This is a genomic window from Paenibacillus sp. FSL R5-0928 (assembly GCF_037970385.1).
Taxonomy (GTDB): domain Bacteria; phylum Bacillota; class Bacilli; order Paenibacillales; family Paenibacillaceae; genus Paenibacillus_AQ; species Paenibacillus_AQ odorifer.
The window spans coordinates 5,986,494-6,006,613 of the sequence record NZ_CP150225.1; the positions used below are offsets into that span (position 1 = coordinate 5,986,494).

Annotated in this window: 26 protein-coding genes and 1 pseudogene; 6 read left to right on the forward strand and 21 right to left on the reverse strand. The window is 45.1% G+C overall.

What is annotated here, in order from left to right; genetic code table 11:
* Nucleotides 1-19: 19 nt before the first annotated feature.
* Nucleotides 20-337, reverse strand: a complete 318-nt coding sequence (gene trxA / locus MKZ16_RS26995; RefSeq protein WP_036679814.1) for a thioredoxin — start codon at nt 335-337, stop codon at nt 20-22.
* Between the two features lie 353 nt (nt 338-690).
* On the opposite strand from trxA, the gene MKZ16_RS27000 reads away from it, so the two are divergent.
* Entirely contained in the window at nt 691-849 is a 159-nt protein-coding gene (locus MKZ16_RS27000; protein WP_094902239.1) for a YqzM family protein, read from the forward strand.
* 474 nt (nt 850-1,323) lie between these two features.
* Here the strand turns inward: MKZ16_RS27000 and dnaI are convergent, their stop codons facing one another.
* The 3 genes from dnaI to MKZ16_RS27015 form a co-directional block, all read right to left on the reverse strand.
* On the reverse strand, nt 1,324-2,280 hold the full coding sequence (dnaI, locus tag MKZ16_RS27005; protein ID WP_036685219.1) for a primosomal protein DnaI: 957 nt from the start codon (nt 2,278-2,280) through the stop codon (nt 1,324-1,326).
* An 18-nt stretch (nt 2,281-2,298) separates the two neighbouring features.
* Nucleotides 2,299-3,837, reverse strand: coding sequence for a DnaD domain protein (locus MKZ16_RS27010; RefSeq protein WP_036685221.1), 1,539 nt, complete (start codon nt 3,835-3,837; stop codon nt 2,299-2,301).
* A gap of 240 nt (nt 3,838-4,077) precedes the next feature.
* Nucleotides 4,078-4,374 (reverse strand): YuiB family protein, encoded by a 297-nt coding sequence (locus tag MKZ16_RS27015; protein ID WP_036685224.1) that lies wholly within the window; start codon nt 4,372-4,374, stop codon nt 4,078-4,080.
* Nucleotides 4,375-4,681: 307 nt separating this feature from the next.
* Here MKZ16_RS27015 and hemQ point away from each other — a divergent pair, with 307 nt between their 5' ends.
* Nucleotides 4,682-5,440 carry a hydrogen peroxide-dependent heme synthase gene (gene hemQ, locus MKZ16_RS27020; protein ID WP_036685226.1) on the forward strand — a complete coding sequence of 253 codons (759 nt, stop codon included), beginning with the start codon at nt 4,682-4,684 and terminating at the stop codon, nt 5,438-5,440.
* Nucleotides 5,441-5,505: 65 nt separating this feature from the next.
* On the opposite strand, the gene MKZ16_RS27025 is transcribed toward hemQ, so the two are convergent.
* Nucleotides 5,506-5,784: a hypothetical protein gene (locus MKZ16_RS27025; protein ID WP_076103726.1), complete on the reverse strand. Its 279-nt coding sequence runs from the start codon at nt 5,782-5,784 to the stop codon at nt 5,506-5,508.
* A 1-nt stretch (nt 5,785) separates the two neighbouring features.
* Nucleotides 5,786-6,979: an NAD(P)/FAD-dependent oxidoreductase gene (locus MKZ16_RS27030; protein WP_036685230.1), complete on the reverse strand. Its 1,194-nt coding sequence runs from the start codon at nt 6,977-6,979 to the stop codon at nt 5,786-5,788.
* Nucleotides 6,980-7,310: 331 nt separating this feature from the next.
* On the opposite strand from MKZ16_RS27030, the gene MKZ16_RS27035 reads away from it, so the two are divergent.
* The gene (locus tag MKZ16_RS27035) at nt 7,311-8,285 is read left to right on the forward strand and encodes an NAD(P)/FAD-dependent oxidoreductase (RefSeq protein ID WP_036685581.1); all 975 of its coding nucleotides are present in this window, start codon (nt 7,311-7,313) and stop codon (nt 8,283-8,285) included.
* Nucleotides 8,286-8,417: 132 nt separating this feature from the next.
* Here the strand turns inward: MKZ16_RS27035 and sda are convergent, their stop codons facing one another.
* Nucleotides 8,418-8,561, reverse strand: coding sequence for a sporulation histidine kinase inhibitor Sda (gene sda / locus MKZ16_RS27040; RefSeq protein WP_036685584.1), 144 nt, complete (start codon nt 8,559-8,561; stop codon nt 8,418-8,420).
* Between the two features lie 315 nt (nt 8,562-8,876).
* A complete protein-coding gene (locus MKZ16_RS27045) occupies nt 8,877-9,539 on the reverse strand; it encodes a YheC/YheD family protein (RefSeq protein WP_076103728.1) in 663 nt (220 codons plus the stop codon).
* A gap of 333 nt (nt 9,540-9,872) precedes the next feature.
* On the opposite strand from MKZ16_RS27045, the gene MKZ16_RS27050 reads away from it, so the two are divergent.
* Nucleotides 9,873-10,082 carry a hypothetical protein gene (locus MKZ16_RS27050; RefSeq protein WP_036685233.1) on the forward strand — a complete coding sequence of 70 codons (210 nt, stop codon included), beginning with the start codon at nt 9,873-9,875 and terminating at the stop codon, nt 10,080-10,082.
* A gap of 437 nt (nt 10,083-10,519) precedes the next feature.
* On the opposite strand, the gene MKZ16_RS27055 is transcribed toward MKZ16_RS27050, so the two are convergent.
* Nucleotides 10,520-10,972, reverse strand: a complete 453-nt coding sequence (locus tag MKZ16_RS27055; RefSeq protein ID WP_036685234.1) for a GNAT family N-acetyltransferase — start codon at nt 10,970-10,972, stop codon at nt 10,520-10,522.
* A gap of 101 nt (nt 10,973-11,073) precedes the next feature.
* A pseudogene (locus MKZ16_RS27060) lies at nt 11,074-11,172 on the reverse strand (iron-sulfur cluster assembly accessory protein); the annotation flags it as partial.
* A 294-nt stretch (nt 11,173-11,466) separates the two neighbouring features.
* Between MKZ16_RS27060 and MKZ16_RS27065 the strand changes: the two are divergent.
* Nucleotides 11,467-11,823 (forward strand): hypothetical protein, encoded by a 357-nt coding sequence (locus tag MKZ16_RS27065; RefSeq protein WP_076106878.1) that lies wholly within the window; start codon nt 11,467-11,469, stop codon nt 11,821-11,823.
* A 64-nt stretch (nt 11,824-11,887) separates the two neighbouring features.
* Here MKZ16_RS27065 and MKZ16_RS27070 read toward each other — a convergent pair whose 3' ends face one another.
* Genes MKZ16_RS27070 through MKZ16_RS27085 form a run of 4 tightly spaced genes read right to left on the reverse strand, consistent with a single transcriptional unit; the run spans nt 11,888 to nt 13,395 of the window.
* Nucleotides 11,888-12,106 carry a hypothetical protein gene (locus MKZ16_RS27070; RefSeq protein ID WP_076106880.1) on the reverse strand — a complete coding sequence of 73 codons (219 nt, stop codon included), beginning with the start codon at nt 12,104-12,106 and terminating at the stop codon, nt 11,888-11,890.
* Nucleotides 12,107-12,110: 4 nt separating this feature from the next.
* Nucleotides 12,111-12,884, reverse strand: a complete 774-nt coding sequence (locus tag MKZ16_RS27075) for a M15 family metallopeptidase (protein ID WP_076106882.1) — start codon at nt 12,882-12,884, stop codon at nt 12,111-12,113.
* A gap of 2 nt (nt 12,885-12,886) precedes the next feature.
* Complete coding sequence (locus MKZ16_RS27080; RefSeq protein ID WP_076106883.1) at nt 12,887-13,201, reverse strand: hypothetical protein; 315 nt, start codon at nt 13,199-13,201, stop codon at nt 12,887-12,889.
* Nucleotides 13,201-13,395: a hypothetical protein gene (locus MKZ16_RS27085; protein ID WP_076106885.1), complete on the reverse strand. Its 195-nt coding sequence runs from the start codon at nt 13,393-13,395 to the stop codon at nt 13,201-13,203. The genes MKZ16_RS27080 and MKZ16_RS27085 overlap by 1 nt, the downstream gene beginning before the upstream one ends.
* A gap of 70 nt (nt 13,396-13,465) precedes the next feature.
* Here MKZ16_RS27085 and MKZ16_RS27090 point away from each other — a divergent pair, with 70 nt between their 5' ends.
* Entirely contained in the window at nt 13,466-13,780 is a 315-nt protein-coding gene (locus MKZ16_RS27090; protein ID WP_076106887.1) for a hypothetical protein, read from the forward strand.
* Here MKZ16_RS27090 and MKZ16_RS27095 read toward each other — a convergent pair.
* The 7 genes from MKZ16_RS27095 to MKZ16_RS27125 all read right to left on the reverse strand — a co-directional run bounded on the left by MKZ16_RS27095 (nt 13,777) and on the right by MKZ16_RS27125 (nt 20,105).
* The gene (locus MKZ16_RS27095; RefSeq protein ID WP_178944308.1) at nt 13,777-13,947 is read right to left on the reverse strand and encodes a hypothetical protein; all 171 of its coding nucleotides are present in this window, start codon (nt 13,945-13,947) and stop codon (nt 13,777-13,779) included. The genes MKZ16_RS27090 and MKZ16_RS27095 overlap by 4 nt on opposite strands.
* 14 nt (nt 13,948-13,961) lie before the next feature.
* Nucleotides 13,962-14,144, reverse strand: coding sequence for a hypothetical protein (locus tag MKZ16_RS27100; protein ID WP_076106889.1), 183 nt, complete (start codon nt 14,142-14,144; stop codon nt 13,962-13,964).
* An 81-nt stretch (nt 14,145-14,225) separates the two neighbouring features.
* On the reverse strand, nt 14,226-14,750 hold the full coding sequence (locus tag MKZ16_RS27105; RefSeq protein ID WP_076106891.1) for a hypothetical protein: 525 nt from the start codon (nt 14,748-14,750) through the stop codon (nt 14,226-14,228).
* A 69-nt stretch (nt 14,751-14,819) separates the two neighbouring features.
* Nucleotides 14,820-16,991 (reverse strand): phage tail protein, encoded by a 2,172-nt coding sequence (locus MKZ16_RS27110; RefSeq protein ID WP_076106893.1) that lies wholly within the window; start codon nt 16,989-16,991, stop codon nt 14,820-14,822.
* Between the two features lie 15 nt (nt 16,992-17,006).
* Complete coding sequence (locus MKZ16_RS27115; protein ID WP_339814969.1) at nt 17,007-17,303, reverse strand: hypothetical protein; 297 nt, start codon at nt 17,301-17,303, stop codon at nt 17,007-17,009.
* 675 nt (nt 17,304-17,978) lie between these two features.
* Entirely contained in the window at nt 17,979-18,251 is a 273-nt protein-coding gene (locus tag MKZ16_RS27120; protein ID WP_076106897.1) for a hypothetical protein, read from the reverse strand.
* 12 nt (nt 18,252-18,263) lie between these two features.
* Nucleotides 18,264-20,105: a right-handed parallel beta-helix repeat-containing protein gene (locus tag MKZ16_RS27125; RefSeq protein WP_076106899.1), complete on the reverse strand. Its 1,842-nt coding sequence runs from the start codon at nt 20,103-20,105 to the stop codon at nt 18,264-18,266.
* Nucleotides 20,106-20,120: the final 15 nt, after the last annotated feature.

Below are 20,120 nucleotides of genomic sequence, written 5' to 3' on the forward strand. Positions count from 1 at the left end.
GAACAGTAGCATCTATCAATTATTGATGTTTTGCTACGATATTTTTCAGGGATTCTTTGGAGTTCAGTCCCACAACTTTATCTACCGGTTGACCATCTTTGAAGAAGATCAGAGTTGGGATACTCATAACACCAAAACGGGAAGCCGTTTCCGGATTCTCATCCACATTCAATTTTGCAATTTTCACGTCGTCTCCCAGCTCTGTGGACAATTCATCCAAGATTGGAGCGAGCATTTTACAAGGACCACACCAAGGAGCCCAGAAGTCTACTACTACAGTACCTTGACCTTCCACTTCGTTACTGAAGGATTGGTCAGACACGTTCACGATAGCCATGATATTGTTCCTCCTTTAAGTTTTGCGAAGCATTACGCACATCTTAAGCCAAAGCTTAGTTCATGGAAGCTGCTCCGAAATATGAGTTAATAAATTGTTTCATGTAATATGATAACCAAATTACCACTTACCGACACATTACAAGTATAACATATCTTTATGGAATATGTGAAATATCACTCGCAATTATATTGCCTTCAATGTATTTTTTTGCGTACTCTTTTCTTTACAACCTCCCCAGCATTTCGGTATACTTAAAGAAAGCGCATTAATTGTCAATGACTTATTTCATAAAACTAATGTCAATTTGCATCTAACAATACAGGGCTTGTCCCTGTAAGGAGGCAGAAACTATGGATGTTAACGCGCAAGTACGGGACCCACGAGAACATATCAACGAAGAACCCCGCAATGATCTTGGGGATTTAATGACCGGATTTTTCGGAATGACCACGTTTATGACGGTTGTCTTTTTCGGAATGGTCATCCTTAAATTCATTCTCTCGGAGTAAAGGAATCATCGCACAATAAAAAGAAGCTGTCTCAAAAGTAGTGAATGCTACTTATGGGACGGCTTCTTTTTTTGAGAATAATGAGGGAAAACCTCCCTGATTATAGCCGATAATTGCTATAAATGAACAGAATCAGGGAATTCCTCCCTAATAATCGGGAGAATATCTATTTTCGCTGACGAATCAGTTCATTTTTAGGGAGATATTCCCTAATTAGTAGTCTAATGAGCAGAAACCTCTGAATTTTAGGGAGGTATTCCCTAATTATCGATCAGAGTGAGTATGCCCGCCAGATGTTGCAACCGGAAAGTGTGTTTGGACAATTAAAGTACACTCAAGACTTCCGGCGATCCTGCTTCGCAGCATGGAAAAAGCGGCGTTTGAGTTCGAATAACTAAAAAAACGAAGAGCAGCGATCCTCCAATAAAAGGGGAATCACTGCTCTTTTAAATTTTACATTATGAATATTCCAGCTTATCTATTGGCCCCTCGCTGATTCTCCCCATGCAGTGGAAGCACATCCACAAAAGGAGCAATGCGATCCATTAGTCGTTGGCCTTTATAGACCTCTTCACCATCTTTGCTCGTAAAGCTAAGATGTTTCTCCAAGCCATCCAATGGATAATTCGAGGTATAGAAGGTTGGTTTGCGGTTCATCCGATAATTCAAGATCGCCCCAAGTACATGATCACGAGCCCAAGGATTCAAATTTTCCGCACCAATGTCATCAAAAATAAGCAAATCACAGTTTTTCATCGTATCGACAGTTTCCTTCATTTTCTGGCCATCCATCATGATCGATTTCAAGTCCTCTATAAAGTCTGGCATGTATACGATCACTCCGGTATATCCAGCAACAGCAAGCTCATGCAGCAAATAACACATCAAAAAAGTTTTGCCTGTTCCGAAAGAGCCATGTAAATAAATGCCGCGTGAAGTCAGGCCTTCCTCTTTAACACTGGTGATATAATCAAATATTTTATTCACAGCCGAGACCCGGCGCGGGTCCTTGCCCATAATATCTATCTCATCATAACCGCCGTTAAGTACACGCTCGTCCACATAAAAGCTACGAATACGTTTGCGGATATTATCCTGATTATCTTGTGCCACTTTAAGTCGGCATGCCGTCTTGCGTTCATATAGATCCACTGAACCATTCACAGTTTCTACCGTTAGTTTACTATAATGGCCTGGAAAATCATTTGGACACTTCTCTAGTCCTGGGCAGTTCGCACAGTTTCGGCTTTCCTCTACATATTGATACAGGCGACTCATATGAAGCCGCAGTCGTGATTCGTCCAGCTCAGGATGTTCGGACTGTAATGCCTTCACAAGTGGATGATTGAATAACCCCTGTTCAAGATCGCGTTGACGCTGCCGTAGAGTTGGATTGTTGATCGAACGAAGTACATCGCCCATAGACTCCATTGTTCCACCTCTCTTTCATTAAGGCGTTTGCGATACGCCTTTTTTCTTACTAGCCTTAATTTCTGCTGCTTTCTTCATCATCGCCGCGAATTCCTCTTCCGATACTGTTCCGGCACTTCCATCATCCAGCACAATCGGAATTTCCGGTTTATTGGATCGGCCTGTATTTTTGGCATAAGAACGTGATCGTGTTCCTCCAGCAGTATTAGGCGTTGTCCCCTTGCCCTTCACTTTTGACTGATCTCTAATATATCTTACAGCCTTCTCATAGGTGTTCACTTGTTTAACCAGCATATTGGAGGCGATAGCCTCTACAAAATTGCGGTTCATCCGCTGTTCTCCACCCGAAGCTACCATAGTCATTAAATAATGAATGAGTACATTAATTACTTCACCGCTCAGCTTATAGTTCAGATCTATTTTCTCGAACATATCCATCAGATGGCTGGGCACTGCACCCGGGAAAAAGGTTTGTAGCAGTCTTGTATAAGGTTCGTTACGCAGCATCATATTATATTGGTGAATGTCGCATTTGGACAAAAATTGTGGCGGTACTTCTACATAATACTCCATCTCAACTGATTGCTCTGGTGGTGCTATAGAATCATCATTCTCTTCGGTCGCACTGGTCCGGATGGAAACAACTTTTGCAGCTGCAATTTCACGTTTTTCCTGTCGTTTCATATCTTGCCTGAAATGTTGGCTCGCTTTATATTGCAACGCATCCAGCATTACCTCGCCCTCCGGTGAGAACACACCATCCTCATCCAGCAAACGACATAAATCCTGCGGACTCAGTTCGTATTTATGAGCAACATAGTTAATTACACCCATTTGAGTATGGTCGAAGCGCAGTTTTTCTACATGAGCCCGATTCACAGACTCCCGTGGAAAACGCAAAATAATGTCACTATATCCGATTGCCTGCTCTCCGGATTCAAGCGTGCCGGGCTGTCGAACAGAGGCTACCTCTGCCAAAGCTTGCTCCAGCTCATAATCAATGACATGTGTATTAAGTTGAAAAATATCATAAAAAGGCACGGAAATATTCTCTTTGCCTATAGATCTGCGACTCCACTCTTCCGGCTCGCGATTCCAGAACTGTTCCCGTAAGGACAGCACAGCAAATTTGCCAATCTTATCACGTAACAGCAAGGTTAAATGCTGAGTGGCAAAAAAGTCGGCTGGCGATAGCGGCGGCATTAGCTCATATTCATATAAATAATCATCTGTTTCCGGCACATAGATTCGACAGGTCTGCAACAGACCCACTGCTTCTAACCGGGAAGCCTGATCAATTAAATATTTGCGGCCTTTCTCATTGGGTTCAACACCCAAAGTCATAAATAGCCTGCGCTGTTGCTCCACTCCAGAATAGCCAATGCTATCTGCTGGCACATGTTCAACCAGCAAGCGATAGAAACTGATTGCAAAGGCTCCCACCATAGGTTGATATACAGAGCTAAGCATACGTCCATCTATAACACTAAGACCAAATTCGCGGGAAACGCAGTACCGATGATGTTCGGTGAAATGATGTAAGTTACTCATCCGCATCTACGGATACCCCCTTGTTTACACGAATTCATACAGGATTCTATTCTATCACAAATTAACATAGCGAAAATGTAAATAAAATCCCAATTTCGACTCTTTTCGCAATATAATCAACTTCTTCTTACGAATATCTACCTCTATTAAACAAGAAGAAACGGCTTCGCCGTCCTCTAAAGAGGAAGGTATCCCGTTTCTCGCAGAAATATAAGACTGATTCATAACATAGGCTCTTTCGAATCTTTAAAACATCTTGTAACCGCCAAAGCGCAGCTTTTGAATGGTCCATCCACTAAGTATAGCACCTGCAAGACCAGCGACACCTGTAAGATAATCAACAAAGTGGAAACTGGAGAGATGCTCCCAGAGCGACATCGCGTTTCTATCCCAAATAGAATAGATTACGACGGGTAGAATAATAAGTACGAATAGATAAGCGGGGAACCAGGTTGTCTTCATTAACATGTTAAGAATAAAGCCGATACCAAACATCATCACAAAGAATAAAACGGCTAGGATAAACACTGGAATAAATCCCATCTTACCGTCTCCACCCCTTTCTATAAAGAAGCGCACATCTTTTACAAGCTAGTAGTAAGTTTACTAGAAAAAATGTCACGAAGCAATGAACTTTATTCAAATTCACGCACTAATTCGCACACTTACAGGATGCCTCCGTTTGCTCTTGGCGGCTTGATTGCGATACAATGCAAGTAGATTAATCAGATCATACATAGCCTATGAAGCAGATGCTTCGTAAGACTAAGTTTATGCTTCAATTGCGAGTTTTACGCGATGTTATTTTGGGCGAGGCTTATGCTTCGTAAAACTTTTAAGGAGTGAGATCATGATCGAAGCCGCTTTGACACTGGAAGGCTGGTATGCACTGCATGACTTCCGCTCTCTGAACTGGACCGCTTGGACGGCAGCAGATGATGAAGAACGTGCCGTTGCCCTGGAAGAACTACATGCTTTTATGCAGGAATGGAGCCCTGTTGAGGAAGCTAAAGAAGGCAGCACCGCAGTATACTCCATAGTGGGCCAAAAGGCCGATTTTGTAATGATGTTTTTGCGCGAAAGCCTAGAAGCTTTGAACCAACTTGAGACCGCCTTTAACAAAATCGCTTTTGCTCAATATACAACCAAAGCTTATTCATATGTAAGTATTGTTGAATTAAGCAACTACGCTGCTGGTGGCAGTGGTAGCGACGGCAGCGATCCAATGCAGAATCCGCATGTTGCCGCACGGCTAAAGCCTATTTTACCGCAAGCGAAACACATCTGTTTCTATCCTATGAACAAAAAACGCGAGCTTGCCGATAACTGGTACATGCTTGATATGGACAAACGCCGGGAACTCATGGCTTCACACGGGTTAATTGGACGTTCATATGCAGGCAAAGTGAAGCAAATTATCACCGGCTCCGTCGGTTTTGATGACTGGGAATGGGGCGTGACTCTGTTCGCTGAAGATGCACTGCAATTCAAAAAGCTGGTATACGAAATGCGTTTTGACGAAGTAAGTGCTCGTTACGGCGAATTCGGACCTTTTTATGTCGGCAATCTGCTGACTGAAGAATCTTTTGAAGAAATGCTCAAGCTGTAATAACAAAAAAGGGTGTGTCTCCAGTTCGTATGGAGACACACCCTTTTTATTACCATATTATTAGATTAAGACACCGAAGTTCCTGAATCCTCATCTTCGTTATCCTCTTCATCTTCACGTAAACTTTCCAGATATTCAGCCGTGGCCCGATCCCGAGCGCGCCCTTTATCCTTCAGGCGTTCGATACCAGGGAGAATGAGCAGATCAATTTCCTTCTGAACGATATAAGCCAGATCATACTGGTTCTGATCCTCCAGATAAGATCCAACCTCTATCAGTCCGTTATAACGGTCCAATTCTTCCCGAGTCAGCAGTCCGCGTACCTGTACGCTGCAATGGCGCATCTTATAAGAATCTTCCTTTTTTCAGAACCAGCGGAATTCCGCCGATAATGAACAAGTAGCGCATATCTACAACTTTTTTCAACTGAGCTGCAGTCCAGCCCTTGTAAGTTTTGCTGCCTACTACAGCGATTCCTTGGCCTTTGCCTAGGGAAGCCACGGTTCCTTTATTGCTGAATGCGAATTTCTTCGGCTGTTGATTGCGGATTGCCGCTACCAAATTATGCGCACAGCATTCACCCTGCTGCATAGCAATTTGAGCGGTTGGCGGGTAAGGGCGTCCTTCCGGATTAATCATAAGGGAGCCATCACCAATAATGAAGATATTCTCTTGGCCCGGTGCACGTAGATATTCATCTACCTTCACGCGCCCACGCATAGCTTCAAATCCGGCAGCCTCAATAAGACGATTGCCACGGATTCCGCCTGTCCAAATAATTGTGGAGGCTTTGATTTCTTCGCCTGATGCCAGAATCACCCCGTTTGGCAGACACTCCTTGATCGCAACCCCCATCTTGAAGGTAACTCCCTTTTTGGTGAGCAAGTCCATCGCATACTCAACAAGCTCAGGAGCAAAACCAGGCAGTGCTGTCGGAGCAGCCTCTACGTTATATATATTAACCATACTTGGATCAACGTCATATTCTTTACACAGTCCAGGGATACGGTCAGCTAATTCAGCTACAAATTCGATACCGCTAAAGCCAGCACCACCGACAACAAAATTAATATGCTCCTGAGCATTGTTCTCGTTCTTGTACTTAGCGAATTGATATTCAATATGCTCGCGAATTAAACGAACGGAATTGATGCTCCGGATTGTCAGTGCGTATTTATCAAGTCCAGGAATACCAAATGTTTCAGGCTCTCCACCTAAAGCAATGACAAGATAATCGTACGATAGGGTACCATCCTCCAAAATAATCTTTTTCTGCTGAGTACGAATTTCCTGAACAGATGACTTCACGAGGTCGATCTTGAATTCATCGATTAGTTTCGAAATGGACACCCGAGTGTGTTCAATACTGTCCGTACCCGCGGCAGGCATATGTAGATGGGTAGTAAAATAGTGGTACTCGTGACGGTTTACAAGCGTGACATCCGCTTCATTATAATTCAAAGCCTTCTGCAAGCGCTGTGCGGTCAAAATACCCCCATAGCCCGCGCCTAAGATAACGATTTTGGGAATACTACTCATGTTCCGGCTCCTTCCAAGAGGTAAATCTGTCTTTGTATTTTTTATTGAAACAATGTACGGTCCTTTTTGTGAATTTATACACTTATATTTAGAAGAAATTCCAATCAAACTTGAAGCATTTCTAAATTGACCATATCCATTGTAAACCTTAGTGTAGCATTAATCAAACATTAAAATACTAAAAAACGTCACACTTTTATTGACTTCTAAAGTCTTTCTTTGCAGGTATGTGTCACAATGATTATAATAAGTAGGTACACAAGTATGGCAAAATGAATATATCAACTCGGAGGTGTAATATCCCGTGACCCAAGAGCAATCCAGCGTTCCTATGAGCGACCTTTTAATCATAGGTGGCGGGCCAGCTGGCATGTTTGCCGCATTTTACGGCGGAATGCGTCAGGCATCAGTAACCCTTATTGAAAGTATGCCCCAATTGGGGGGACAACTTGCTGCCCTTTATCCAGAAAAATACATTTATGATGTGGCAGGTTTTCCAAAAGTAACAGCACAAGAATTGGTCGACAACCTGTCTCGGCAAATGGATATGTTCCAATCCAATATCCGGCTGGAGGAGAAAGTGATTTCTGTTCAAAAACGGGACGAACGTCATTTTGTGGTTACAACCGATGTAGCCGAATACCACAGTAAGGCGATCATCATTACAGCTGGTGTAGGTGCATTTGAACCTCGTCGTTTGGAATTACCCAACGCTGGACGTTTTGAAAAAGCAAACCTCCATTATTTTGTAAATGATCTAAATGCCTTTAAAGATAAAAAAGTTCTGATCAGCGGTGGCGGTGACTCTGCAGTTGACTGGGCACTCATGCTGGAACCCATCGCTGAACAGGTAACCCTGATTCACCGCCGGGATAAATTCCGTGCGCATGAACATAGCGTTGAGAACCTGATGGCTTCCAAGGTTAACGTAGTTACCCCTACTGAAATTACAGAGCTGCATGGTGAAGAGTTCATTACTAAGGTTACATTGTCAAATATCAAGACCAAAGAAACTCAAGAAATTGAAGTGGACAGCGTTATTGTTAACTTCGGATTCATCTCTTCCCTAGGTCCTATTGCCGAATGGGGTATTGAGATTGAGGGGAACTCCATTGTTGTTGACTCGCGTATGGAAACAAGTATTCCAGGCATATTTGCTGCCGGCGATATCACAACTTATCCTGGTAAGCTGAAGCTGATTGCTGTAGGATTTGGCGAAGCTCCAACGGCTGTGAATAATGCTAAGGTGTACATTGATCCAGAAGCCAAGCTTTCACCGGGTCACAGCAGTAATATGAAACTCTAAATCTATTAACACAATAAAAAAGGGTATTCTTACAGGCCTGTTGATAACAGCCTGTGAGGATACCCTTTTATGTTTGTTTGTGCCTCGCGGTTTTATATATGTAGCCTGCTACAAAGTTATCCTTTGCGCTTTTTAATGAAGAACCGCATGTACTGGAGAGTGTAAGTTTCGTTTGCGAATTTCAACGAGTAGAAGAGCGATGAAATCATGCTCTAGTTGCAGCTCTATTGCTCTATGGTAAGAGTCAAGCAGCATCTCATCCGACAATTCAACCATAAACTTCATCTACCTTTCCTTTATTTGGATCTGAATCTATCATATCAAACTATCATTTTTCGAACAAGCGTTCGCGTTATCCACAAGTACATGTGGAAATCCTGTGTATAAAATGTGTGTAAGCGTTATAAAGGTACTAGCTACACAGTGGACTATGGGGATAATAGTTATACACAGGATTGAACCACTTGTATACAGCTAAAAATATATTTTTATTGTAAATAAATTACAATGTTATTTACCCCAAAAGAACGCAACTAAACGCAATTTTATCTTACTACTCTATTATCGTCAATTCTTAAAATAATTGTTAATTTATTGAGGTCTTGTATTAACCTCCAGAATCCATATTTTCCCTGAATAATCTACAGCATAATCAAAGCCCAGCTCACCTATTCCCGGAAAATGCCGTTCCATAATTCCGATACATACATGGGTTAGTCTCCGCATTTCTGCTTTCTTCGCTGAAGCTTTAATCCGCGGCAACGATCTACGAAGTCCTTCACGACATGATAGCATCGTTCCCCCTTTACAAAGATTGGTCACGAACAGACCTGGCCGAGCCAATCTACCTACCATGGAGCGAAATTCCCAAACATCACCATTTTTAACTACTTTGACCCGATAATCAATAGGCCGCCCGCCGATTCTCGCCAGGGAAATCCCTTGTTGAATCAAATATCTGCGTCTTGCTTTCACAGTATTAAGCGCATGTCTCATGGATCCAAAATCCTTGTAAATTCGAGTTCTGTCCATATAGGTGAATCCATAACCGCGACTATCCCGAAAAACTTTGATTACACCGTAACCTCCGCCACCCACAATAGGTTTAATGACAACATTTCCATATTTACGAAGCATTGCCAGGAGCGTTTCTGCCCTGTACCCCCTCGTCATTGGGATATAGGGTGCAACCCGAGCATCGGTCAGCAACGCCTCTGTCTTCAGCCACTTACTGGCCAATTGTCTTCCTGCCATCGTCCTTTCCCTCCCTTCACAATCCAGCCTACCCTATACATTACTCAGAGAAGGTCTCGCCCTCTTGTATGATTGTCCGTGTAAGATGCCGCTCTTAGCAAAAAGGGCTTAGTGTTTAGCACAGCATCAGTCGACAGCGACAGGGTACAACCGCGGATTTTGTAGATTCAGTTCTCAAGAAATTCGACATCATTATCTTAATGGATGAGTTCACTATAACTAGAATAATCTTCAAAATCGTTGTATTATTAATAGCGGTTACATTTTCAATTTCTACTATTATAGTGAGTACTAACAGAATCACTAAAAAGCACAGCGCGGGGAGGGCTCAGAATGGCACAGTTTTTTGAGGTTTTATATTGGGTGGCTATGCTTGGGATGTCCATTGTATTGGCTGGAACGACTATACTGATCTGCGCCATCGGCTTTAAATTTATTAAAGACAAACGCAGAGCACTGGGTACGGGCTGTATCGCCTTCTCCCTTGGAGCTGCAGCGCTCATCGTATTTATGATTAATTACAAGTTTATTATTCCAGCCTAATGTACGCAGGGACTGCCTATAAGCAGCTTATTTCTATGAACAGACGGTCCGACCATCGCAAAAAACAACAGAGCAGCGATTCTCCAGTTATGTGGAGAATCGCTGCTCTGTGTTTTTAATCAATAGCTATCTGCTTCAACAGTGTCGTTAACCCATAAGCGTTTCGGACCCAGATGACGTTATTTGCAGATTTTCAACCTTTTAGGCGTCGTTTCGGACTCCAGTGACACTATTGCTTAAAAAGAGCTTCATATTTACTGATTTTCATAGCAATAGCGGCAATGCGGTCCATTGGCACCACAAATATGGGGAAATGCGGCGTTTAGGGTCATCTGTGTCCGATACAAGGTTCGCGATACATGGTTTGCTTCCTATGTAAAAGAATAAAGAGCTACCCCAGTGCACATTAAATGGCTTCTGAGAAACTCCCCTTTTACTCATAAATCTAGCGACAGACGTATCATATCTATGACTTGAATCCCATTTTCAAAGATCTCTTCGCTGTAATGCCTAATAAAAAAGTCTCTATCAATTCCGGTGATTCTGAATCCGCATTTCTGATAAAGTGCCAATTGTCCAACGCTCGAATTTCCTGTGCCAATTTCAATGGTTTTTGCCCCAAGCAGCTTGGCATTCTGAATCGCATGGTTCAGCAGCTGCTTTCCTATACCTTGCCCGTGTTTATTTTCGTCGACGGCGATATTAACAATCTCTACAGTCTCCGGTCTTGTCTGCAGCACAACGTAGACTCCGATGATGCTGTTATCTACCTCAGCCACACAACATAACCCTCTTCGTAAATATCCGTTAACTAAGCTCTCCGAAGGATCTGCTAATAGAAGTAATTCTAATGGAGGCTGTTCACCAGCTTTTAATTTTCTGATTTCCATTTCCGAACTCCTTGTGATGATTTTTGTCATTGAGAATAAAAAAAACTCCAAGCCTGTGTTGTTAGAATCCAACACGGGGCTTGGAGCCGTAATTGCTGCTATTAGCAAGGCTCTTCGTTCGGTTTCCCTGCATCTGTAGCTGTCCGGAAGCTTGAACCGCAGCCGCAGGTTGCAGTAGCATTAGGGTTGTTGATGGTGAATCGACGTTAGGCTAACGCTCGGCTAAAAACCCCGTCAGATCAACGTTTTAATTCGGTGTCGGGGATTGTTAATCCGCACAACCACTTGTTAATTACGCGCCTCTACAACGCCTAATCTCGCTAACCGTATCTTACCCTAATGACGCGCGGTTTGCAACGTCAAGCGGTGTAGTAGTAATTTTTCCTTCCATTATAAATGTCGAATAATCTTGTACCCTGGTGAAGAGTCTTGCTTCTCATTATTCAGTGGTTTATAATACGAACATATATTCGCATATGAACGGAGGAAATCGAATGCCCACAGTACCCGCAAGTATTACCGAACAGGACCGCACGCTCATTAAGCCCTATGTTATCTTACCGATGGTACAGGCCGCGTTCGAGCGTGATTCTAACGTGTTCCTTAACTTAAAAACGCCGGACCCTTACGTAGATTGGTTAGCGCAAGCTCGTGAACGGTTAGCTAGTGAGGCGCGCAAGATTAAAAACGAAGCGTTTCGGCGCGGTATAAGAATGACGAGTAAACAGCGCATAGACGGCGGGCTTTTGGTGCGTTATCAATGCCGGGGTTTCTTCGGAGATCTTGCGTTACCAGATACGGAGGTCGCGGAAGAAGCAGCGGAATTAATGCGGAGGCTACTTAAATTTTAAACGCAAAAAAAGGCGCAGCCCCTACGGTATTTTCCCCGTAAGAACTGCGCCTTTTAAATCGTTATTACTCCGCCTTATCTCCGCTCACTTTGTTCGCTGCGTCAGAAATACCTTCCGCCAGCATATACGCAACGCACGCACCGACCGCGCCAATCACGCCAGTTACGTGAAGCACCGTATTGTCACCCGCACCGCTCGCCGTAAGTACCGAAGTAGCCAACGCAGCGAGTAGCGCCCAAAACTTTCGCGAGGATAATTTACGTAAGATATCGTTTTTGTTCATCGTATTATTTCGCCTCCTTTACGAATAACCCTACGCGATCTAACAGCGTCACGAACCGGTAGAAATCGTAGCTACCGTCCGCCGTCGTATCGATAAAGCCCGCCAGCTTAGCGTTAACACACGCCCGTGTTGCCCATACTGGAATTGCGCCCAACTTCGCCCTGCCTTCGAGCGATTCAATCCGTTTAGCTAGCGCCTGAACAACCGCAGCCTGTTCCTCTACCGTTTTCTGTAACGCGCTAATCTGCTCCGCAATCATTGCGTCATCCCCTTCGATTAATTTCAGTATCGCGTTTATCTGCGCCTGTGTCGGACATTTTCCAGCGCGATATTGCGCCGTGGTTAATCCGAATGTCATTTCGAAATGCGGCAGGTCAAGGAACGTTTTCCAATCGCCGCCCCACGTAAAGCCGAGCGCTTTCGCAGCCGCTACGACCTCGTTCCAATCCGCCTTGCCGTTCCGATTACCGTCGAGCTTCGTATCCCACGATACTGCGCGCCCGTCATTCGTAAGTAACGCGAAATCAATCGCGACTCCGAAGTTATGATTCGAATAACCTCCGCGCGCATTCGTTACAATACTTCCCGGTTTCGTGCGTCCCTGTTCGTATAGCGCATTCTGCTCCGCAAACGTACGTAACCCTTGCGTAACGACGATCGGAATACCTAGCGCATATGACCGATCAATAAGCGCTTCGGCTGCCGCTTTGACGCACGGAATAAGCCCGACCAACTTAGCGGCGGACTTCGCACGTACCTGTTCGATTGTGAGCGTCATTATTACGCAACATCCTTTCCGTTAATACTCGATTTAATTTCATGAACGTCTTGCGCCAGCCCTTCGTATTGACCCGCAAGCGCTTCGAATCGCGCCGTTAAACCCTCCGCTAACCGCATCAAGCGGTCTTCGCGCGCGAGGGACTCCGTGTGCATCCGTTCGCGCTCCGTCTTGGCTTCCGTACTTATACGTTCTTCACGCGCGCGAGCCTCGTCGGACATTCGGCGCATCTCTTTCCATAGTGTCCACGCGATGACTGCGGCTGCTACCGCAAATATTCCGTTCTTGGCGACCTCCGCCCAAAGTGATCCGTCCATTACGAAGCCGCCTCCGTTTCAGGCGCACGATAATCCGCAAGTGCGCGGCCGATCTCGTCGTCGAGCGCTTGGAGTACGGATAGGCGGGATTCAGCGTTAGGTAATGCGGCTAGGACTGCGCTAATAGTTGCGGCGAGTTCTGGCGCAGGGTTAGCGGTATCTATCGTACATTCGAGTAATGCGCGTACTTTCATAGTAAAACCCCTTTTGATTGAGTTAGATGTTAAAATAAGGTAGGGCGCAGATACATGGGAGGTAAAATGATTGGTAAAAGCTAAATTTACTAGTTCAAATTTGTTCGATAATATCCAACGTAAAGCGGACAAGCTATCCGAAGGGCAGCGTGTTACGTTAGATGAACTTTTTAATTCTTCATTTATGCGCAAGTATACTGACTTTCAATCTATTGATGAGTTATTCGATAAGGGCGGGTATGCAGTCGCTAGTCTTGAGGACATCGAAAAGACAATCGGCCCTAAGTTTAACGCCTACATTTCTGAGCACACTAAGTTCTCAAACTGGAACGAATTCCAGACGAAGGCTGTCGCGGAACAAGTTGCTCGTCAGTTAGGACTTTAGTTAATTTGAGTTATCTGCGCCCTTCCCGCGTTATCTTCAATGAACCTAACTACGCGCGCCTCTTTCTCGCGCCAGCCTGCTCGCATTTTTCCGGCTTCGACTGCCTCTTTTTCGAGCTCGAGTAACCACGGAATCTCGATTCTAACCTTAATTTCTCCGACACTCATTTCGTATCCCTCCGTTAATTAACGTCAATTTTAAGAGTCAATTCCGCTATTCCGCACGCGCCGTCAGCCTTAACCTCAAACCCGCGCAATCCTTTAATCTCGCGACCATCCAGCGTAAGGACTCCGTCAACAATCGCGAATTTGTATAAAAACCCTGCGGTATCTTCCGGCAATTCTCCGTTATAATTCGTTGCCATTCGTATCCCTCCGTTAATTAAAAAGAGCCCCGATGCGTAGGACGTTACGTCCGTAGCACGAGACTCTTTGTTATTTTGCGTTTATTTCGTGAGTTCTGCGATGCGCGCCTCCGCTTTGTCGATGAGTGCTTGTTGTTCAGCGACGTATGCACGGCTGTCCGAGATGCTCTTCTCAACACTGCTGATAGTAAAAGCGCTTTCGGCTGACCCGTTGTCGGATGCTTTAAGCTCAACTAGTCGCTTCTCTCGTGGTGCAATCTCATAAGTATTCGTTCTGTCTATATTCGCTTGGTAGCTTTGTACGTCCGCGTTAAGTCGACTTAACTCAACACTTAATACCTCGGCATCACTTGTTGAAGTTGTTGTGACCATTAGTATTTTCTTCCCTTCCACGTTCAGTGATACTCCTGCAGCCTCAGACACCGATCTGACAGGAGCGTAAGCTGTCCCGTTGATGATTACCGCGTCAGCTACCTTTATGCCGTTCTTCTCAATCGAAAACAACCCTTGAACCTTCTGCCCGATAAGTGATGATGAGTCTGCAAACGCGGATATGCCCGTAAATAAAAACACCCCGACAATTACTCCCGATATGAATTTTTTCAAATTAGTCACTCCTTTAGTCTTCATAGTATTATAACTATTATCGGCTAAGCAGTGATCCAATTCAATCCATTACACGGGAATATTTACCTGTGCAAGTAATGTCCCCGTCCCACTCCAAAGCTTTAGGTTCCGCGTCACTGGGTCGAATGTCATGTTTGAGGCAGCTGCGCTACGCTCTGCTTTGCCGCTCAACGCTGAGTCAAGTCCGTCTACGCTTGCTAATTTAAGTCCGTACACACTCGTCGTATTCGAAAAGTCCACCGTACCTGCGAAATGTACACGGTCCGTAAACGAAAATATCTGCAACGCGCCCATCCCGTTGAGGAAGAACAAATTATCGTCCGCGTACAATCCGCCCTTAACTGTGCCACTCGGCGCCCATAACTCGATCCCGGAGAAGCCGAGATTTCCGTCGTTTGAAATAGACACACGCCGACGCCCCGATGTATCAAACGAACGTAATCCAGCTGCGCTGACTTCGATGCGTTCGCCGCTTGGACTCGTACGTATCAAAGAACCCGTAACTGTCCCGCCTGTTATGTCCGTACCAGTTATTGACGAGGCGCTAATAAATCCGCTAAAGTCACCGCTCGTCGCTCGCATATTACCGGCGGTGTCTACCGTGAACACTCCGTTACCAACGTTAATCGACGAGCCGACGATCGCGCCATTCGTAAAATTGGACGATAAGATATTCGCAGAGTTAGCGGTCAGCTTATTGAGTACGACGTTGCCCACCATATCCAAACGAAAAGGCGCGGAGTTGAAATCGTCATGACCTGCGCTGATACCGTTCGTATTAATCTTGACTACGTTATTACCGCTGCCGATAACCATCGATACGAAACTGCCGAGCTGCCCCGCGATTACCTCCGCTGCTATTCCGCTCGCCGTTATCGCTGTTCGCGCAGTCGCTCCGCCATCCGTCGTTATAATAAGGCCGCGGGATGCGAGTATCATCTGACGGTTAGCGTCCGCGGTCTCCTGCAGGACGATTCCGCGCTCATCGTATTTGATCTCCGTTTTACTCGCGTTGATCTCGTTAACCGCCAGCCGCGCGAACTCCTCGAACACTTCCGCACGGATACGCCCGCCGCTAAACACGTTCTCAATCGCGCGCCGTCCCGCCTCCAAGTCCGCGAGTATCTGCGTGTAGTCGCGTTTCATTACGTTAGCAACGGTTAGCTGCGTATGTTTATCGGGCGCATACGGATACTCCGTCATTTCCGTAATCCGTGCAGTGATTCCCGTCAAGCCGAGCGCTGGGTCTACGAGCGTTACCGTATCGCCGAGACCGGGCCGCGCTTCTTGCTTATCAATCTTAAATAAATCCGCAGCGCTAACGGACACCTCAAGCGCCGGTACTTCGCGTTCGGATAAGCGCAATCTCGCGGCAGCTACGAGCTTTAACGGATCGGTTACGTCTTGCTCCGTTAACAAGTCGTCGTAAAACGGCACACTATCCGAAGCCCACGCGTCAGAATACGGAGATACGAGGTAGTTAACGCGGAGGATTCCGTCAGTGATTGCGCCAGGTATCGCGTTCAAACGTGCCTGTTCCTCCGCAGTTAATATCGACGCAGGCTGACCGATCCACGTCCGCGAGTCTTTCATCTCCGCGTATAATCGCGTACATAATGATGACGCGCTATCCGTAAAAGATGCCGCGATCAAATTGCGCGTTACTTGAATCCGATAGTCTGACGCGGGATTGCCGATCTTCTTGCGCAGATGAAGCGTAAAGTTATCCGGCTCAACTTCCGCACCGTACAGATTTATGACCGCGTTGAGCGCTTCGAGACAGTTGCCGCCGCCGAACGCTTTAACGTCCGCGAGGTCGAACGTATCATCGACGGAAATAGAAAAACGCCCACCGGTTGCCGCCGAGATGAGCGCTGTTAATTGCGTAATATGGATACCGTAGCCTTCATTTATATACGAAGCATACGGAAATTTATAATCCGCCAGTTTAAACATGACGTGCGAACACGATATCTGTGCGGTCAACTTGCGGTCTTCACGCGATCGTTCGCGCTTGTTAATTACGTAGTATTGACCGCGCTCGTCCATTACGTGACCTTTTAGCGGCAACTTATCGCGGAAATCATCGGAAGTCATCGGTACGGTGAAAGTCAGCGTATAATCTGCGTTGGTCCGCCGCGTTCGTGTGATATCGTAAGCGTCGCGTAAGATACCGATGCGCTTGCGGAAACGGTCGTACGATTGTAGTGCGCTTATCAAATGTGCGCGCCTCCTTTAATATAGATAACGGTCACGATGCGTAATACGCGTTAGGATTTCGCGAGCTGTTTCGTTGTCCGCGTAGGTGACTTCGTTAAGGCCGAGACCGAGTTCGAAGAAATCTCCGTCAAGCAAGTGAATCGCGTTGACTCCGTTTAGTGTAATCGTCTGCTTCTTAACGTCGATGACGAGTTTATCACCGGGATTGAATCCGCCAGTAAACGCGAGCTTATCAACGTGCATATAACGAACTTTAGCGCTGAATTGCGTAGCTGACCGTATGCCCGCCGTGTGTAGGCGTTCACGGATCATTGACGTGAGTAATTCCGTAGCAGATTCGAATACTGCAGCGGACGGGATGTCGCGCGTTGGGGCTCCGTTAAATTCCGTCGCGGTTTCAAATACGATACCGACCGCGAAGTCAGCGTTTAAGCGCGCGGATACGTCCGTTTCAGTTGCGATCGTAACGTTAAAGAACGTTTGGATTACGTAAGGGCGATTAAAGGGCGCGCGGTTGAATGCGCCGAGAAACGACATATGCGTGCGCCTCCTTTCTTGTAACGTAAAAAGCCCCCGGAATATACCTGAGGGCTTGCGTGATTGCTGGCGCGTTAGTGCGCAGTATAGTCCTGTAATTCCTTACTATACTAAAACTAATTGTAATATTTTTACTCTCTGATAGAATGAAAGCTGTATATGCTTGTCATATTATAAAAAGGAGATGTATAACTATGGGAAAAATTATCGCTTCGTGTAACAAATGCAAAAAGGAGTTTTTCACTGGTTTCGATATGCCTGTAGAGTCTTTAGGTAAAGGAAATAGCTCTAAATGTCCGTGTGGAAACGTAGTGGTTTTGACAAAGGAAAACGTTAGAGAAGAGTAGTAAAAAGAAAAGGAACAAAATGATTAAGTTGTGTGGAGATGGCGGCAACTTAATCATTTTATTTTTTTATCTGGTATTCAATAAACAAGCATACAACGTCTTATTACGCATCAATAGCACCGTAAAACTCTGGTAAAGTTTTAAGATATTTATAAGCTTGTTTATCCCACCTTGGAGAATCTTCATTCTCATCTGGCTCAAAAGCAAAACTTAAAAATGCTATAGGTGATTTGCCTTCCTCGCACAATTCTCTAGTTAGAAAAATTTCTAAACTGATTGCCACAACACCCTTGTTCCCGTTAAGTCCCTGTACACGGATATAAGCTTGTTCAATAATCAATCCTGATTCTAGTGTCATCTCTTTTAAAAGCGCCATTCCTTATACCTCCTACCAAGTTGCAACCGCAACTCGTCTCCATGTATTTGTGGCGTAGCAAACGTACAAGTAGCTTGCATCCGCAGCCCAATCACCTACAGAGCCAGTAGCAGATGCTGATGCTGGGACGGTTACATATCGACCCGACCTCACCCAATCCGCTACGCTCGATGTTCCGATGGCGGTGTACACCGAATTACCCACAATTGACAACTGTCCGACAAACGCAGGAACCGTTGTTATATTGGTTCTGTATCCGGGTTGATCAACTGTGATCGTGCCTTGCGTATTATAAAAATAATTGAAGATGGTATCAAAGTATGATGCGATCACTCTTCTCGATGTCCCATTTGCATCCAGACCAAGCTGAAATCCAGTTGCCGGCACATCTCCAGAATGTGTAAATCTACATCTATCTAGTGTGTAATAACCACCGAATAATGCAGCAGGATTCCTGTCTCCAGCTCCATTTCCGGTCATTTCAAACCTGCAATTTGTCATTACTTTACGATTCTTTTCTGTTGTTGCCCCGTTAAACGTTAAAAACCTACGATTAACCGCTGTTACTAAGCAATCTATATACGTGTTTGGGAAGTCGTTTCCATCGTTGATGGCGTATAAATCTGCATATTCATCCGTAATTAAAAAATCACAATTCACAAATGTCGTATTACGAATATTTATAGTGGCGCCTTTAAATCTACAAACAGTAAAATTGTTTTTCCCTTTACCCGGAAACCATAAACTTTTACTTGTAAATGTGGATTCAAAATCACAATCATAAGCGTTGATATCGTAGTTATCACCAACTGCCAGCATTGCAGGACCAACGTTACCACTAGACTTGCATGATATAAATGTGACCCTACGATTAGGTGAATTGATAGAGTCATTGGGTTCCAGGTCTATCCCTGCTTGCGGCGCTGTTCCGCTTGTATTGGTAAATACGCAGTTAGTAAAAATAGAGTCCTCCACTCCCACTAAGGAAAGTCCTTGTCTTCGATTGCTATCGGATACAACATTTTCGAATTTTATATGTTTGCTTGTCGTATCAACACCATCAACAACCGTTGAGCCAATGTAAATACCATCTCCCCAAAACTCGTGCGTTTTAAGATTACTTACCTTGATGTTGGATGAACTTTGAATCTGTATTCCGTGTCCGCCTTCGTCTAGTCCTCCACTTGGGGTATGAACATAACGATCTCCTTGAATCGTTCCTCCATTAATTTCAATGTTTTTCTTGTTTCTTATGAGAAAAACTTGATAACCAGGAGAATCATTCGGCATTACTTTTAAAACCGTGTCATCATCTAAAAATATCTTAGAGTTATTTCGAGGGACAAGGGGAGTTAGTCCGTTTATCAAGTAAGTACCGCTAGGTATTTTAACTTTCAGCCCTGCGTTTAATGCGGCTTGGATAGCAGCGGTAGAATCCGTGTTTTCAATCGCTCCAAACGTTTTTACGTTCAATTCAATATCTTTTAACTGCGATTTAGTTTCCGCCAACTGCGCATTAACGCTCACTAATTCCGCACTATGCTCCGCCACATTCTCCCGTAGCGCATCCGCATCGTACGCCGTAAAGTATCGCGCCACTCCTACGCCAGTCGTCCACGCCTTCGCCCCTGTCCCGCTGAATCCGCGCGTTACACCCGTTAAATCGTTACCGCTTTTGCCTTCGTATCGCACCGTCTCCGCGCTCTCATCTACGCCAATCGTCGCAATATTCGGAGCGTCCGGTAGCTTAGACGCGTCGAGTACGGATACGGTCGTTGCTACGTCCGTGATTGCTGCGGTCAATTCCGTTGCCGGAGAATTCGCTTTTGCTGCGAACATTTCTACCTGCGCCATCTATTCGTTCCCCTC

Excerpts from the sequence above, each read along its gene's own strand:
- trxA (WP_036679814.1), bottom strand. The coding sequence starts at position 337 with ATGGCTATCGTGAACGTGTCTGACCAATCCTTCAGTAACGAAGTGGAA.
- MKZ16_RS27000 (WP_094902239.1), top strand. The coding sequence starts at position 691 with ATGGATGTTAACGCGCAAGTACGGGACCCACGAGAACATATCAACGAA.
- dnaI (WP_036685219.1), bottom strand. The coding sequence starts at position 2,280 with ATGGAGTCTATGGGCGATGTACTTCGTTCGATCAACAATCCAACTCTA.
- MKZ16_RS27010 (WP_036685221.1), bottom strand. The coding sequence starts at position 3,837 with ATGCGGATGAGTAACTTACATCATTTCACCGAACATCATCGGTACTGC.
- MKZ16_RS27015 (WP_036685224.1), bottom strand. The coding sequence starts at position 4,374 with ATGGGATTTATTCCAGTGTTTATCCTAGCCGTTTTATTCTTTGTGATG.
- hemQ (WP_036685226.1), top strand. The coding sequence starts at position 4,682 with ATGATCGAAGCCGCTTTGACACTGGAAGGCTGGTATGCACTGCATGAC.
- MKZ16_RS27025 (WP_076103726.1), bottom strand. The coding sequence starts at position 5,784 with ATGCGCCATTGCAGCGTACAGGTACGCGGACTGCTGACTCGGGAAGAA.
- MKZ16_RS27030 (WP_036685230.1), bottom strand. The coding sequence starts at position 6,979 with ATGAGTAGTATTCCCAAAATCGTTATCTTAGGCGCGGGCTATGGGGGT.
- MKZ16_RS27035 (WP_036685581.1), top strand. The coding sequence starts at position 7,311 with ATGAGCGACCTTTTAATCATAGGTGGCGGGCCAGCTGGCATGTTTGCC.
- sda (WP_036685584.1), bottom strand. The coding sequence starts at position 8,561 with ATGGTTGAATTGTCGGATGAGATGCTGCTTGACTCTTACCATAGAGCA.
- MKZ16_RS27045 (WP_076103728.1), bottom strand. The coding sequence starts at position 9,539 with ATGGCAGGAAGACAATTGGCCAGTAAGTGGCTGAAGACAGAGGCGTTG.
- MKZ16_RS27050 (WP_036685233.1), top strand. The coding sequence starts at position 9,873 with ATGGCACAGTTTTTTGAGGTTTTATATTGGGTGGCTATGCTTGGGATG.
- MKZ16_RS27055 (WP_036685234.1), bottom strand. The coding sequence starts at position 10,972 with ATGGAAATCAGAAAATTAAAAGCTGGTGAACAGCCTCCATTAGAATTA.
- MKZ16_RS27065 (WP_076106878.1), top strand. The coding sequence starts at position 11,467 with ATGCCCACAGTACCCGCAAGTATTACCGAACAGGACCGCACGCTCATT.
- MKZ16_RS27070 (WP_076106880.1), bottom strand. The coding sequence starts at position 12,106 with ATGAACAAAAACGATATCTTACGTAAATTATCCTCGCGAAAGTTTTGG.
- MKZ16_RS27075 (WP_076106882.1), bottom strand. The coding sequence starts at position 12,884 with ATGACGCTCACAATCGAACAGGTACGTGCGAAGTCCGCCGCTAAGTTG.
- MKZ16_RS27080 (WP_076106883.1), bottom strand. The coding sequence starts at position 13,201 with ATGGACGGATCACTTTGGGCGGAGGTCGCCAAGAACGGAATATTTGCG.
- MKZ16_RS27085 (WP_076106885.1), bottom strand. The coding sequence starts at position 13,395 with ATGAAAGTACGCGCATTACTCGAATGTACGATAGATACCGCTAACCCT.
- MKZ16_RS27095 (WP_178944308.1), bottom strand. The coding sequence starts at position 13,947 with ATGAGTGTCGGAGAAATTAAGGTTAGAATCGAGATTCCGTGGTTACTC.
- MKZ16_RS27100 (WP_076106889.1), bottom strand. The coding sequence starts at position 14,144 with ATGGCAACGAATTATAACGGAGAATTGCCGGAAGATACCGCAGGGTTT.
- MKZ16_RS27115 (WP_339814969.1), bottom strand. The coding sequence starts at position 17,303 with ATGATCCGTGAACGCCTACACACGGCGGGCATACGGTCAGCTACGCAA.
- MKZ16_RS27120 (WP_076106897.1), bottom strand. The coding sequence starts at position 18,251 with ATGGCGCTTTTAAAAGAGATGACACTAGAATCAGGATTGATTATTGAA.
- MKZ16_RS27125 (WP_076106899.1), bottom strand. The coding sequence starts at position 20,105 with ATGGCGCAGGTAGAAATGTTCGCAGCAAAAGCGAATTCTCCGGCAACG.